The organism is Streptomyces sp. NPDC014861, assembly GCF_043081625.1.
Taxonomy (GTDB): Bacteria; Actinomycetota; Actinomycetes; order Streptomycetales; family Streptomycetaceae; genus Streptomyces.
Genome location: NZ_JBIBWV010000032.1, coordinates 62840 through 75961 on the forward strand (window position 1 = coordinate 62840; position 13122 = coordinate 75961).

Consider the following 13122-nt stretch of genomic DNA (forward strand, 5'->3'; position numbering starts at 1 on the left):
TTTCGTCGAGGTCGTCCCGGCGAGAACCCGGGAACGCCTCGATGCAACACGAACCCGGAGGTTAAAGTCTACGGCGTTGGCATAAGGGTGCGAGGTGGTGGAGCGATGCCGAAGAAGGTGGTTCCGGAGGCGGAACGGCGCCGGCGGCGGCCGACCCGGCAGGGCACCGTCCTGTCGGAGCGGCACATAGTGGAGACGGCGCTGCGGATGCTGCGCGAGCACGGGAGTGCCGGGCTGACCGCCCGGAGGCTCGGCGCCGCCCTCGGCGCGGACCCCAGCACGGTGTACCGCTACTTCGCCGGACTCGACGGCCTCACCCGGGCCATCGGCGAGGAGCTGATGGGACGGGCCCTGGACAGCTGGACGCCCACCGGGAGCTGGCGGCCCGACCTGCGCGCGCTGGGTCTGGCCATCCACGCCTCCTACCTCGCGCACCCCCAGGCCGCTCTGCTGACCGCGAGCCGCGTCACCGGCCGTCCCCGGGAGATCGAGGTGGACGAGACCATCCTGGGCATCCTGCGCGGTGTGGGGTTCGACGACGCGGAGGCCGTCGGTCTGTATCACGCCTTCATCGATCTGGCGCTGGCCTTCGCCTCCCTCGACGCGGGTGCGCTGGCCGTGAAGGACGACGCCCGGCACGCGGACGAGTCGATGTGGACCTCCACGTACGCCCGTCTGCCCGCCGAGACCCATCCGCACATCGCCGCCACCTCGCGTCTGCTGGCGGACCGGATGAATCTCAGTGCCTATCCGACCGTCCTCGACACCCTCCTGGACCGGGCGGAGGCCCGCCTGACGGCCTCACGGAGCCGGGCCCCCGGTACCGGCTGACGGCGGGCGCGGCTCCCGGTCACGGCCTCGACGCGATGCGGAACGCACGGGTCGGGATCACACTGGTCAGGGTGAGCAACCAACCGGCATCCGGTTCGGGGCCCGGAGCGACACAGACCGGGAGTCCCCCGCGGGCTCCGAACCAGACCGTGGCCCTCGCGGCGATGATGTTCGCGGTGGCGATGACCTTCATCGACCAGACCATCGTCTCCATCGCCGCCCCGGACATCGTCCGGGAGCTCGGTCTCACGAGTTCGGGCATGCAGTGGGTCGTGAACGCCTACCTGCTGGCCCTCGCCGCCTTCTTCGCCCTGGGCGGCAGGCTCGCGGACCTGTACGGTCCCCGGCGCGTGGTCATGATCGGCACCCTGGTGTTCGTCGTGGCCTCGGTGCTGTGCGGATGCGTTCCGTCCGGGGACTTCGCGCAGACCTGGCTCATCGTCTTCCGGGGCGTCCAGGGTTTCGGCGCGGCGCTGCTGTTCCCGGCCGCGCTGGCCGTCGTGGTGGCCGTGTTCCCGGTCGAGCGGCGTGGCCGCGCCCTCGCCCTGTTCTTCGGGATCTCGGGCGCGCTGACCGCGATCGGGCCCCTGCTGGGCGGCTGGCTCACGGCTTCGTGGACCTGGCGGGCCGTCTTCTGGGTCAACGTCCCCGTGGCGATCGTCGCCCTGGTCCTGACGGCGTTCGCCCACATCGCCGACCGGCCGCGCGGCGGCACCCTGGACTGGCGGGGCGCCGTGCTCGTCGCCGCCGGCATGGGCCTGAGCGTCCTCGGCTTCCAGCAGGCGTGGTCGTGGGGCTGGGGCAGCGCGGCGACGTGGCTGTGCATCGTCGGCGGGCTCGCGGTGCTCTTCGTCTTCGTGCGGTACGAGCAGCGCGTCGAGCATCCCCTGGTCGATCTGAGGGTGTTCAGGGACAAGGCGTTCTCGATGGACGTGGCGGTGCTGTTCTTCGCGATGCTGGCCTTCGTCCCGGTGTTCTTCTTCTCCTCCGTGTACGCCCAGGTGTCCCTCAGCGCCTCGCCGAACCAGGCGGCCCTGTTCCTGCTGTACTTCTTCGCCGGCTTCGCCCTCGCCTCCCAGTGGGGCGGCCGGATCCTCGACAAGAAGGGCGCCCGCCCCGCGCTGAAGATCGGATCCATCGTCGGCGCCGTGGGGTTCGCCCTGTGGGCGAACAACCTCACCAACCTCTCGATGCACGACCAGTGGCCCTACGCGGCCATGGCGGGAGCTGGTATCGGCTTCATCCTCGCGCCCGCCTCGACCGACGCCGTGAACCGGGCGATCGGACCGTCGTACGGGGAGGTCACCGGCATCACCCAGACGGTGCGCAACTACGCGGCGAGCGTCGGCATGGCCGTGTTCGGCACCATCCTGACCCGGGTCATGGCCGACAACGTGGTGGAGACGTTGCGGGCCCGCGGCATCTCCTCCGACGTGGCGCACGACGTCGCCCGCAACATCAGCGAGTCCGTCTCCGGGCACGGCGACTCCACGCCGCCCACCGGGACGGGCCAGGCGGCGGAGGCGACGCGGGACGCGATGCAGGCCATCCAGATGGACTTCGCGCAGGCCAACCAATGGGTCTTCTACGGCATGGCCATCGCCCTCGCCGTCGGTTTCCTCTTCGCCCTGCGCCACCCCGGCGGCCACGGCACCGGCACGCGACAGCCGGAGCACGCCGGAAGCGGCGAGGGGAGCGGGGCCGGGTCGCGGGAGCGCCCCCCGGGCGGTTGAGCACCGGGGCCGGGAGAAGCGGGCCCAGGGCCTGTCGTCGGACTCCCGTCGTCGCCCGAAGGGCGGCCCCCCGGCGTCAGGCGCGTGTTCTCGGCGTGCCGGGCACATGCCCTCGTACGGGGCGTACTCGGGCTTGTGTCCGGTGCGGCGAGAGCGCGCAGGGCGTCGCGGGGCAGACGGGAGGCCGACGACAGGCCCTATCGGGCGGCCGGGGCCCGCGCCGAGGTGACGACGGCCGCCAGGTCGGTGCCGGCCCGCAGCAGGGCCACGGTCCGCGTGGCGATCCCGTCGAGACGCCGCTGGAGGATGTCCCGGGCCTCCCCCGGGCCGTCGAGCCGGTCCAGGGAGGCCATCAGGTCGCGTACGGCGGGAATGCCGTAGCCGGCGCCGCGGAGGGCCGCGACGATCCGGGCCGCTCCGATCGCCGGAAGGCCGTACCTGCGGGCCCGCAGGGACGTCACCCGCTCGGGGAGGACGAGACCTTCCTGCTCCCAGAACCGGAGCGTGGAGGGGCGCAGGCCGAGCGCCGCGGCCAACTGCGTGATCGTCATCGCGTCGCCCTCCCGCTCGGACCCGGCCGGATCCGTCTCCTCCTGGATCGCCCGCAGGGCCTCCTGGGCGCGCAGCGTCTCCTCCCGTTCCCGTGCGAGCCGCACGTGCACCGCGCCGATCGCCGAGGCCGCCGCCGTGATCGTCCCCGTCCGCAGCTCGGCGAGCATCCGCCGCGCCTCGACCGGTCCCACGGCGGAGGCGAGCCCGCGATAGGCGCGCAGGGCATGGACGTGGTCCGACGTGTAGGAGCGGTAGCCGTTGCCCGCCCGGGCGGCCGGCGGGATGACCCCCAGCCGCTCCAGGTCACGCACCTGCTGCGGCGAGTAGCCCGACTCCCTCGCGACATCGACGGTCCTGAGCGGTCCTCGTCGGGCTCCGCTCGCGCTCTCCTCCACCGGCCAACCCCACATAAGCACTCGAAGCTGATGCTTGAACCATGAGTATGGACGTGAGCAGGGAACAGATCATCGCGACCGTGCGGGGCCTCGACGGCGCGCTCGTGCTGCTTCCGGGGCCGGGGAGCGACTTCCCCGAGCCCGCGTGGGGGGACGCCTTCTTCTACTACGCCCCCGACGGGCGGATCCCCGGGAACACTCAGCCCTACGGGACGATCGTCACCAAGGACCAGCCCGGCGACACCGCCTCCGCCCTCGACCCCCCGGGTCGCTGGCGCGTGAACGTCCACGTCGACCGCGGGACGTTCCGCCGGCTCACCGGGGAGGAGCCGCGAAGCGTCGGCCGGCCTCGCGACCACACGGCCGCCGACACGGTGATGCCGCACCCGGTGTACGGTCCGCTCGGCTGGATCTGCGTCGTCGGTCCCGGTGAGAAAACGACGAACACGGTCGTACGGCTCCTCCGCGACGCGCACGAGGCGGCCCGCGCGCGCTTCGAGCGGCGCCACGGTCCGGGACCCGCCTGAGCCCGCACCGCCGCACCGCGTCCGACGCGGAGGCGCCCGCCGCCATGACACGGGGTCACCTACCCTCGTGTGTCATGGCGATGTTCGTACACATGACCTCGGCGGCGAACGCGCCGCGGATCCGCCGGTCCGGGATCCGGGCGGCCGGCCACGGCCAGGGCGGCGCGCGGGGCGTCCACTGCTTCCCCGTCCTGCCCTCGCACACCCTCACCCACCAATGGCTGCGCGAGCTGGCCCGTTTCGGCAGCAGGGGCGGACTCGTGGCCGTCCACCTACGTCTCGACGACGCCCAGGACGTGCTGGTCGGACGGTACTCCGACCGGGCGCGGGGCCGGCAGGCCGAGGTCGCCGCTTCCGAGGCGGTGCGACGGATCGCGGCGCTGGAGGACCCGCGCGGGTGGGAGGTCTTCGTGCCCCGGGCGGTCCGGCCGCGCGAGGTGCACCGGGTCCGGGCGGCGCCGCAGGTGGCGGGCTGGCGGTACCTGCCGGACGCGCACGGCACGCGCCCCTGTTCCTGCTTCGGGTGCGGGGTGCGTGGCGGGTACGGGGCGCGGCGGCTGCGCGAGCGGTTGCCGCATCCGCTGGACGGTCCGCCGCCGCCCGTCGGGGTGCTGCTCGCCCGGGTCGAGGCCGCCGACCCCGGGGACCCGGCGGCGCTGCGCGAGGCCCTGCGCTGGTTCGGCATGCGCCGGCGCGGCCCGCTCGGCCGGTTGAGCGGCCTCGCCGCCCATCCGGACCCCGCGGTGCGGGAGGCCCTGGTGTGGGCGGTCGCCGGCTGGTCCACCCCGGGCGTCGCCGAACTGCTCGACGGCCTCGCCGACGACCCGCACGCCGACGTCCGGGAGGCGGTGGAGGCGGTCCGCGATCCGCTGTGACCGCGGCTTCCTGATCGCGCCCGTGCGGCGGGAGGCGGTCACGGGCCGCCCCGGTCCCCGTCCTCGGGCTCCTCGTGGTGTCGGCGCGCCACCGACACGACGGCGAGCACGAGGCACAGCGCCACGGCGAGGACGCCCTCCGCGCCGAGACGGGCGTGCAGCACACCTCCTGTGTAGGCTCCCGCCGCCAGCGTGACCACCGAGACCGCGCGCCGCATCGTGGCGGATCCCGGGCGATCCACTGCGAGCCCGGTCAGTGTCCGGGTCATGACGGTCGTGGTCAGGTCCGGCACCCCCAGGCGGTGCACCAGGGCGTTCTGCACCCCCATGCCGCAGGCCAGGGGCACCAGGACCGCGTACCGGCCCCAGCCCGCCGCCTGGCACACGAGTGCCGCCGCGAGGAGCAGGGCCTGGATCGTGGCCAAGGGCGCGACGATCCGGGCGGGCTCCCTCTCCCGCCGCCACGCACCGCCCGCGAACGCGCCGGTGAGGAAGCCGAGGAGGGCGACCGCCGAGGCGGCTACGGACAGTTGCGCCGCACCCGCCAGGGCGAACCCGAGGAAGACGACGTTGCCGGTCATGTTGGCCACGAACACCCGGCCGAGGCCGAGGAAGCTCGCGGCGTCCACCAGCCCGCTGACGAAGGTCAGCACGAACAGCAGCGGCACGAACCGCGCGAAGGGGTGCCCCTCGGGGAACATCCACCGCGCGGTCGCCCCTCCCCCGCTCACCGGTGCCCGCCCCCTCGGCCGTACCCCGGTCGACGAGCGCCGTCGGCTTCGCTCACCCGCGTCCCTGTCACCTGCTCACTGGACCAGAGGACGGACGGAAAACGGGCGTCCCACGCCCGACGGGCCTCCCCGGCCCCTCCGCGTGGCGGGCGTCCCCGGCACCTCCGCGTGGCGGCGGGCCCGGTCTCCTGTGCGGGGCTACGGGTCCGGTGCCCTTCGGCCCGACGCACCACGCGGAGGGGCCCTCCCGCCGTTCGGCGGGAGGGCCCCTCCGCGTGGTGCCCGGTGCTCCGGCCCGGGGTCAGGCGTGCCGGCGCCGGCCTCCGGTGACGAGGCGGTAGAGGGCGAGCAGGATCATCGAGCCGACGATGGCCGCGATCCAGGTCGAGAGATCGAAGAAGCCGTCGATCGAGTCGACGCCGAAGATCACCTTGCCGAGCCAGCCACCCAGCAGACCACCGGCGATGCCGATGAGGATGGTGATGATGACGCCGCCGGGGTCCTTGCCCGGCATGAGGGCCTTGGCGATCATTCCGGCCAGCAGGCCGATGAGGATCCACGCGATGATGCCCATGGGGCGCCTCCAGATTCTTGGCTCATTGGGGTCGTAGCCTTCGTCTGTACCGATCCGGCGCCGCCAAACCCCCTATTCTCATATCTTCGTAAGGATGTTGTCGGCGTCGATTCTCAGCCGGACGACGGGGCGTGCGCACCGGGCGGCGGGACGTGCACGCCGGGCGGCGGGACGCGTTCGGCGGGCGGCGGAGGGCCCGGCGGGGTGCCGTCGCCGAAGGGGCGTCCTGGGAGCACTTCCCGGCCGTGCGGGGTGAGCCAGTCGCTGGTGTCGGGTCCCCGGGGCACGATTCCGGTCGGGTTGATGTCCCGGTGGACGACGTAGTAGTGCTCCTTGATCTGGGGGAAGTCGATCGTGTCGCCGAAGCCGGGCGTCTGGAACAGGTCGCGGGCGTACGCCCACAGCGCCGGCATCTCGCTCAGCTTCCGCCGGTTGCACTTGAAGTGCCCGTGGTAGACGGCGTCGAAGCGGGCGAGGGTGGGGAAGAGCCGGACGTCGGCCTCGGTGAGCGTGTCACCGACGAGATAGCGCCGCCCGGAGAGCCGTTCCTCCAGCCGGTCGAGCGCGTCCCACAGGCGGCGGTAGGCGGAGTCGTACGCCTCCTGCGTGGTGGCGAAGCCGCAGCGGTACACGCCGTTGTTGACCTCGTGGTAGATCTCCTCGCAGAGGGACTCGATCTCCTCCCGGTGCCGCTCGGGGAAGAGGTCCGGCGCGCCGTCGCGCTGATGGGCCTTCCACTGGCTGCCCAGGTCGAGGGTGATGGCGGCGAAGTCGTTGGTGACCACCTCGCCGGTGGGCACGTCGACGATCGCCGGCACGGTGATCCCCCGGTCGTATCCGGGGTCACGTTTCAGGAACGCCTCCCGCAACCGCCGGACGCCGAGCACGGGGTCGCGGCCCCCCGGGTCGAGGTCGAAGGACCAGCTGCGCTCGTCGTGGACCGGCCCGGCGATGCCCATCGGGAGCGCCTCCTCCAGCCCCATGAGCCGCCGCACGATCACGGCGCGGTTCGCCCACGGGCACGCGCGCGCGACGATCAGCCGGTAGCGGCCCGGCTCCACGGGGTAGCCGTCGCGGCCGTCCGCCGTGATCCTCGTCGTCAGGTAGTGCCGGTCCCGCTCGTACGTTCCCTCACTCGTCATCGTCTCGCTCCTTCCGGGGAGGCAGGCCGGCCCTGCGCCGCTCCTCCTCGCTCCACGCGCGCGTGTCGCGCGGTTCCACGTATGGTTCCCGGTCCGGTGGCATGCCGCCCGCCACCGCGCGCCGGCGCAGCAGTTCGGCGTCGAGCTCCAGGCCCAGCAGCACGGCCAGGTTGCTGATCCACAGCCAGACGAGGAACACGACGACGCCCGCCATGGTGCCGTAGACCCGGTTGTACGAGGCGAACGTGGAGACGTACACGCCGAAGCCCGCCGACGCCGTCACCCAGATCAGCAGCGCGAGCACGCTGCCGGGGGTGACCCAGCGCCATCCGCGGCCCTTCGCGTTCGGGCTCCCCCAGTACAGGAGGGCGATCATCACCACGGCCAGCAGCGGCAGAACGGGCCACTTGGCCACGGACCAGATCGCGAGCGTGGTGTCGCCGACGCCCAGGAGGTCGCCGGCCCGACGTGCCACGTCCCCGCTGAGGACGAGGACCAGGGCGCCGGCGGCGGCCATCACCATCAGCCCCGCCGTGATGCCGAGGCGGAGCGGCAGCAGCTTCCAGAGGGGGCGGCCCTCCGGCACGTCGTGGACGCGGTTGGCGGCGCGCATGAAGGCGCCGACATAGCCGGACGCCGACCACAGCGCCACGGCCAGGCCGACCACGGCCATCGTGGCGCCCGTGGCGGCGTTCTCCCGGAGGGAGGCCAGTGCCTGCTCCAGGACATCCCGGGCCGGTCCCGGTGCCAGGCCGCCGAGGCTGTCCATCACCCGGTCGGTGGTGTGCCGCCCGCTGATCCCGAGCAGCGACACGAGGGCGAGCAGTCCGGGGAAGAGCGACAGCACGCCGTAGTACGTCAGCGCCGCCGCCCGGTCCGTGAGCTCGTCCCGCGTGAACTCGCCCGCCGCGCTCTTGAGGACCGCGACCCAGGAGGACCTGGGGAGCCCGGCCGGCGAGTCCGGGGCGCGGGCCTCGACGGCGGGGCCCGGTCCGGCGGCCTCGGTCTCGGTCTCGGTCTCGCGCGGGTCGCCCGCGTCGCCCGTCGCGTGGATGCCAGGGGGCTCGTCGGAGTCGCGTTTCTCGGGAGCCGGTGCCGGTCGCGCCGACGTCCGCCGTTCGTGGATGCTTCGCTCGGCCATGCCCCGCCGTGTACCCGCCGGCGGCGGTTCTACGCGACGCCGCCCGCCGGGCGCCGGAGGGGCGTTCCGGTGTCCGCGCTGCTCCCGGGGGGCGGGGGTGGGCGAGGCAGCCGTCCGAGGATGACGCCACGGAAGCGCGCCTCTTCCGGAACACCCGCCCCGTCGACCCCAACGACACATCATCTTCCCGCAGTTGGGCATGAGCGGCGTCTGCTCGGGCATCCGGCCCTCATGGCAGAAGAGACCGAGAACAGACCCTCGTCCGACCGCCGTTCGTGGAAGCGCCCCGGAGGGAGGTGGCGTCTCGCCACCGTCGCCCTGCTCGTGGTCGCCGTCGCCCTCATGGTCGTCGGCCAGTTCCTCAGGCTCCCCGGCCTGGACGTCTTCGGGACCGACGTGAAGGACCGCTCCGGCCCCGCCGTCCTGAAGTCCGTCCAGGACCTGAGCCGGTACGAGGGCGCGGCCGGGACCTATCAGGTGGTGGTCGACCTGGAGCACGACGCGCGGTTCCTGCCGGACGCGATCCGCGGCACCCGCACCCTCTACGTCGCGACCGGCGGCGTCAGCGCCTATGTCGACCTCGGCGGTCTGAAGGACGACGCGGTCACCGTCGGCGCGGACCGGACCGAGGCCACGCTCCGCCTGCCCCACGCCCGGCTGAGCGAGGCCGCCCTCGACCCCGCGCACTCCTACGCCGTCTCCAAGCAGCGCGGTCTGCTCGACCGGCTGGGCGACCTCTTCTCGGACAACCCCGCGAGCGAGCAGGCCGTCAACGTCCTCGCCGCCCAGCGCATCGGCGAGGCCGCCCGCGCGTCCGACCTGACCTCCCGGGCGGAGCGGAACACGACGGCGATGCTCCAGGGGCTCCTCCTCGGCCTCGGCTTCGAGCGCGTCACCGTCGTCTACGAGTGAGCGCGCCCGCCGGCCGGGCCACGGCTACCGGCTGCGCAGCAGGAACAGCGCGATGTCGTCCGTGTGCCCGTGCCGCGGCGCGGCCTGCCGCAGGAGGGTGTCGGCGATCAGGTCGAGCGGCCGGCCGCCCGCCCGGTCGAGCTGGTGGGCGAGGTCGGCGAGGGACTCGGTGATGTCGGTGCCGGGGCTCTCGACGAGCCCGTCGGTGTACAGCGCGAGCAGGGATCCCGCGGGCAGGGCGACGGTCGTGACGGGGTAGTCGGCCTCGGTGCACGGTCCGATGCCGAGCAGCGGTCCCGGGTCCACGGCGAGCGGGGCGGTCCGCCCGGTCGGGGCGGGGCCGCGCAGCAGCGGAGGCAGGTGCCCCGCGCTGGCCAGCTGGAGCCGTCGCTCCGCGAGGTCGAGGTGGACGTACAGGCAGGACACGAACAGGTCGGTCTCCAGATCGATCAGCACGCGGTTGGTGCGTGCCAGCACGTCGCCGGGGCGGGAGCCCGCCGTGGCGTGGACGGCGGTGCGGACCTGGCCCATGAGGGCGGCGGCGTTGATGTTGTGCCCCTGGACGTCGCCGATGACCGCCGCGGCGGCGCTGTCGCCGAGGCGGATCAGGTCGTAGAAGTCACCGCCGACGTCGATACCGTGCGCGGCCGGGAGGTAGCGGGCGGCGACGGCGAGCTGGGGGACGCGGGGCAGGGTCACCGGGAGAAGCGCCTGCTGGAGGCCGTGGGCCAGATCGTGCTTGGCGTCGTACAGCAGCGCCCGGTCCATGGCCTGGGCGATGAGCCCGGCCAGGGACACCAGGACGGCGCGGTCGCCGGCGTCGAAGGGGTGCGGATGGTCGTACGACAGGACGCAGCAGCCCACCCGGCGCTGGGAGACCACCAGGGGCAGGAAGGCCCAGGCCTGCTTGCCGGTGTGCAGCGGGGCCCGGGGGTGGGCGCGGGCGAGTTCGCCGGAGTCGGCGTAGAAGGCGGGGGTGCCGCCGGCCAGGACGCGGGCGACGGGTGAGAGCTCCGTGTCGATCGGCAGCCCGTCCAGCCGGGCCACCGCCCTCGGGTCGTGGCCCCGGTGCCCGATGACCCTGAGCCGGCCTGCGTCGGCGGCGGAGACGACCAGGCCCTGGGCCCCGAAGGCGGGAAGGATCTGGTCGGCCACGGTGGCGATCACGTCGGAGACGGTGACGGTCTGGCTCAGGGCGGCGGACAGGTGCATGAGCTGGTGGATCCGGCCCGTGCCGACGGTCTCCGCCGGGTCCTCCGAGCTGCTGGCGACACGCGGGGGCGGGGCGTCGGCGGACTGCTCGCCGGGACTCGGCGAGATGAAGGCGCTGATGCCGCTGTCGTCGGGGTAGAGCCGGATGTCGTACCGGCGGCCGGGCGGCCCCGTGGCCGTGTAGGCGACCGGCTCGCGGCTGAGGACGGCCGTCCGGTACCGGTCCTCGTGCACCGGGGAGTCGAGCCAGGGCACGGTCTGCCAGGGCAGGGAGCCCATGAGGCTGTCGGCGCTGCGGCCCAGCATCCGGGTGGCCGCGTCGTTGACGTAGGTGACGCGGCCCTGGAGGTCCATGCCGACGGCGCCGACGGGCAGCCGTCGCAGCAGGTCGTCGGCGGCGAGCCCGGTCTGCGCGGGGTCCGCGCCGGGACGGAGCAGGGGGACGGCCTTCGGCTCGTCGGGGATGTCCCACAGGCCGGAGGCCTCGTCCAGGATGCGGGTGACGCCGCTCGCGCTCGCCAGCACCGCACCGCGTTCCCGCCCGGTCAGCGAAGGCGGATGGCTCTTGGGCCAGACGAGCGCCAGCGCCCCCCACCGGCGTGCCCCGTGCAGGGGCGCGAAGGCGAGCGCGAACTGGTAGGGCAGTCCGGCCGCGGCGTTCGGGTACAGCCGGGCCATGTCCTCCTGCCTCCCCACCCACACGAGGTGGTCCTCCCGCACCGACTCGGACAGCGGTCCGGCCGCCGACACCGCCACTCTCCACCAGGGCGCCACCGTGCGCACCGGCATGCCGCACACGGCGGCCAGGCACAGCATCGGCTGGTCCGGCGAGAGCAGGTACACGCCCGCCGCCAGCGCCCCCGTGCGCTGCACGGTCGCGCTGAGCGCCTGCTCCAGGGACAGTTCCCCGCCGCCCGCGAGGCCGTCAGCACTCATACGATCGACAGTAGCCCGCTCAGGCCCGAAGGGCCGGGGCGCGCCTCGACGGGCCGGGCACGCCTCGACGCGAGGAAGCCGGGCACGGGCATACGTGCCGTGGACCGCGGGCAGCCGTGGAAGGAGGCGATGCCGATGCGTGCGGTACTGATCGACAGGGTGCGCGCGAAGGCCGGTGACGCGCTGTTGCGGCGGGTGGCGGGCCCTTCGGCGCACCGCAAGCGCGCCCGGATCCACGGAACCCCGGGTCCGCGCTGGTTCGCCCCTGACCGCCCGGTGCGGGCCGTGCACGGGGACGCCTCCATGTACGTCGGGGGCCTGGCGGCGCTCCTCCTGCAGTCGCTGCATCCGGTCGCCATGGCCGCCGTCTGGGCGCACTCCGGGTTCCGGGGCGACCCCTGGGGCCGGCTCCAGCGGACCAGCACCTTCCTCGCGGAGACGACCTTCGGGACGGCCGACGACGCCGAGCGGGCGGTGGAGCGGGTGCGCGCGGTGCACGGGCGGGTGACCGGGACGACGCCGGACGGAGTGGCCTACCGGGCCTCCGACCCCGCGCTGCTCTCCTGGGTGCACCTGGCCGAGACCTGCTGCTTCCTCCGCGCGTACCAGTGGTACGGGAAGGCCCCGCTGCCGGCCGCCCGCCGGGACGGCTACGTCGCGGACATGGCGTCGGTCGCCCGGAGACTGGGAATCCCCGACCCCCCGGTGACGGAGGCGGCCCTGTCGGAGGAGCTGGGGCGCAGGCGCGTCGAGCTGGAGGCCACCGAGCAGTCGGCGGGGACGGCGCGCTACCTGCTGGCCTCGCCGCCCCTGCCATGGCCGGCCCGTATCCCGTACGCCCTCCTCGCGGCAGCCGCGGTCGATCTCCTGCCGGCGTGGGCGAGACGGCTCGTCCCCCTGCCGGTGCACATCCGGCTCCTCCTGCCGGTGGCGCGGCCGGGCGGCCGGCTCGTCATCGCGGCGATCCGCTGGGCGTCGCCCCCGCTGCCCGCGTCCCCGAACCTGCCTCCGCGGGCCGACGGAACCGCCCCCGCTTGAGCGGCCTGCGGGCCGACCGCCGGGTGACGGCTCCGTCGCCGGGTCAGCAGCTTTCCAGCAGGCCTGCGCGCAGGCGCTTGACCGTGCGGGCCAGCAGGCGCGAGACGTGCATCTGCGAGCAGCCCAGACGCTCACCGATCTCCGCCTGCGTCAGCTCCTCCACGAATCGCATGTGGATGATCTGCCGATCCCGCTCGTCCAGATCCGCGATCAACGGAGCCAGGGAGTGGAAGTCGTCCACCAGCTCCAGGGCCGGGTCATCGGCGCCGATGAAGTCGGCGAGCGACGCGTCACGTTCCTCGTCCTCGCCACCCAGTGCCGCGTCCAGCGAGGAGGAGTTGTAACCGTTCGACGCCAACCGCGCCTCGGTCACCTCCTCCTCCGTCAGACTCATCAGCTCCGCCAGCTCCTTCACCGTCGGCGACCGACCCAGCCGCGTACTCAACTCCTCCGTCGCCTTCGCCAGCTCCACCCGCGCCTCCTGAAGCCGCCGCGGCACATGCACCGCCCACGACGTGTCCCG

Annotated in this window: 13 protein-coding genes; 6 read left to right on the forward strand and 7 right to left on the reverse strand. The window is 73.8% G+C overall.

The window, feature by feature from the left end:
* The first annotated feature begins 105 nt into the window (after positions 1-105).
* A complete protein-coding gene (locus ACF1BN_RS35360) occupies positions 106-831 on the forward strand; it encodes a TetR/AcrR family transcriptional regulator (RefSeq protein ID WP_392335695.1) in 726 nt (241 codons plus the stop codon).
* A 164-nt stretch (positions 832-995) separates the two neighbouring features.
* The gene (locus ACF1BN_RS35365) at positions 996-2564 is read left to right on the forward strand and encodes an MFS transporter (protein WP_392335707.1); all 1569 of its coding nucleotides are present in this window, start codon (positions 996-998) and stop codon (positions 2562-2564) included.
* A gap of 197 nt (positions 2565-2761) precedes the next feature.
* Here ACF1BN_RS35365 and ACF1BN_RS35370 read toward each other — a convergent pair whose 3' ends face one another.
* Positions 2762-3526, reverse strand: coding sequence for a MerR family transcriptional regulator (locus ACF1BN_RS35370; RefSeq protein ID WP_392335708.1), 765 nt, complete (start codon positions 3524-3526; stop codon positions 2762-2764).
* A 32-nt stretch (positions 3527-3558) separates the two neighbouring features.
* Here ACF1BN_RS35370 and ACF1BN_RS35375 point away from each other — a divergent pair, with 32 nt between their 5' ends.
* Complete coding sequence (locus ACF1BN_RS35375) at positions 3559-4038, forward strand: DUF6194 family protein (RefSeq protein ID WP_392335709.1); 480 nt, start codon at positions 3559-3561, stop codon at positions 4036-4038.
* A gap of 74 nt (positions 4039-4112) precedes the next feature.
* A complete protein-coding gene (locus tag ACF1BN_RS35380; protein ID WP_392335696.1) occupies positions 4113-4913 on the forward strand; it encodes a HEAT repeat domain-containing protein in 801 nt (266 codons plus the stop codon).
* 38 nt (positions 4914-4951) lie between these two features.
* Here ACF1BN_RS35380 and ACF1BN_RS35385 read toward each other — a convergent pair whose 3' ends face one another.
* The 4 genes from ACF1BN_RS35385 to ACF1BN_RS35400 all read right to left on the reverse strand — a co-directional run bounded on the left by ACF1BN_RS35385 (position 4952) and on the right by ACF1BN_RS35400 (position 8501).
* Positions 4952-5614, reverse strand: coding sequence for a YoaK family protein (locus tag ACF1BN_RS35385; protein ID WP_392335697.1), 663 nt, complete (start codon positions 5612-5614; stop codon positions 4952-4954).
* Between the two features lie 331 nt (positions 5615-5945).
* Positions 5946-6218 carry a GlsB/YeaQ/YmgE family stress response membrane protein gene (locus tag ACF1BN_RS35390; protein WP_392335698.1) on the reverse strand — a complete coding sequence of 91 codons (273 nt, stop codon included), beginning with the start codon at positions 6216-6218 and terminating at the stop codon, positions 5946-5948.
* A gap of 113 nt (positions 6219-6331) precedes the next feature.
* On the reverse strand, positions 6332-7360 hold the full coding sequence (locus ACF1BN_RS35395; protein ID WP_392335699.1) for a glutathione S-transferase family protein: 1029 nt from the start codon (positions 7358-7360) through the stop codon (positions 6332-6334).
* Positions 7350-8501 (reverse strand): YihY/virulence factor BrkB family protein, encoded by a 1152-nt coding sequence (locus tag ACF1BN_RS35400; protein ID WP_392335700.1) that lies wholly within the window; start codon positions 8499-8501, stop codon positions 7350-7352. Before ACF1BN_RS35400 ends, ACF1BN_RS35395 begins: the two co-directional genes overlap by 11 nt.
* A gap of 231 nt (positions 8502-8732) precedes the next feature.
* On the opposite strand from ACF1BN_RS35400, the gene ACF1BN_RS35405 reads away from it, so the two are divergent.
* Complete coding sequence (locus ACF1BN_RS35405; protein ID WP_392335701.1) at positions 8733-9413, forward strand: DUF4230 domain-containing protein; 681 nt, start codon at positions 8733-8735, stop codon at positions 9411-9413.
* 24 nt (positions 9414-9437) lie between these two features.
* On the opposite strand, the gene ACF1BN_RS35410 is transcribed toward ACF1BN_RS35405, so the two are convergent.
* Positions 9438-11561 (reverse strand): SpoIIE family protein phosphatase, encoded by a 2124-nt coding sequence (locus tag ACF1BN_RS35410; protein ID WP_392335702.1) that lies wholly within the window; start codon positions 11559-11561, stop codon positions 9438-9440.
* A 135-nt stretch (positions 11562-11696) separates the two neighbouring features.
* Between ACF1BN_RS35410 and ACF1BN_RS35415 the strand changes: the two genes are divergently transcribed.
* Positions 11697-12599, forward strand: coding sequence for an oxygenase MpaB family protein (locus ACF1BN_RS35415; RefSeq protein ID WP_392335703.1), 903 nt, complete (start codon positions 11697-11699; stop codon positions 12597-12599).
* A gap of 43 nt (positions 12600-12642) precedes the next feature.
* Here the strand turns inward: ACF1BN_RS35415 and ACF1BN_RS35420 are convergent.
* Positions 12643-13122: sigma-70 family RNA polymerase sigma factor (locus ACF1BN_RS35420; protein WP_392335704.1), on the reverse strand; the 480-nt coding region annotated here is incomplete at its 5' end.

Excerpts from the sequence above, each read along its gene's own strand:
- ACF1BN_RS35415 (WP_392335703.1), top strand. The coding sequence starts at position 11,697 with ATGCGTGCGGTACTGATCGACAGGGTGCGCGCGAAGGCCGGTGACGCG.
- ACF1BN_RS35405 (WP_392335701.1), top strand. The coding sequence starts at position 8,733 with ATGGCAGAAGAGACCGAGAACAGACCCTCGTCCGACCGCCGTTCGTGG.
- ACF1BN_RS35385 (WP_392335697.1), bottom strand. The coding sequence starts at position 5,614 with ATGTTCCCCGAGGGGCACCCCTTCGCGCGGTTCGTGCCGCTGCTGTTC.
- ACF1BN_RS35360 (WP_392335695.1), top strand. The coding sequence starts at position 106 with ATGCCGAAGAAGGTGGTTCCGGAGGCGGAACGGCGCCGGCGGCGGCCG.
- ACF1BN_RS35410 (WP_392335702.1), bottom strand. The coding sequence starts at position 11,561 with ATGAGTGCTGACGGCCTCGCGGGCGGCGGGGAACTGTCCCTGGAGCAG.
- ACF1BN_RS35365 (WP_392335707.1), top strand. The coding sequence starts at position 996 with ATGATGTTCGCGGTGGCGATGACCTTCATCGACCAGACCATCGTCTCC.
- ACF1BN_RS35370 (WP_392335708.1), bottom strand. The coding sequence starts at position 3,526 with ATGTGGGGTTGGCCGGTGGAGGAGAGCGCGAGCGGAGCCCGACGAGGA.
- ACF1BN_RS35390 (WP_392335698.1), bottom strand. The coding sequence starts at position 6,218 with ATGGGCATCATCGCGTGGATCCTCATCGGCCTGCTGGCCGGAATGATC.
- ACF1BN_RS35400 (WP_392335700.1), bottom strand. The coding sequence starts at position 8,501 with ATGGCCGAGCGAAGCATCCACGAACGGCGGACGTCGGCGCGACCGGCA.
- ACF1BN_RS35395 (WP_392335699.1), bottom strand. The coding sequence starts at position 7,360 with ATGACGAGTGAGGGAACGTACGAGCGGGACCGGCACTACCTGACGACG.
- ACF1BN_RS35375 (WP_392335709.1), top strand. The coding sequence starts at position 3,559 with ATGGACGTGAGCAGGGAACAGATCATCGCGACCGTGCGGGGCCTCGAC.
- ACF1BN_RS35380 (WP_392335696.1), top strand. The coding sequence starts at position 4,113 with ATGGCGATGTTCGTACACATGACCTCGGCGGCGAACGCGCCGCGGATC.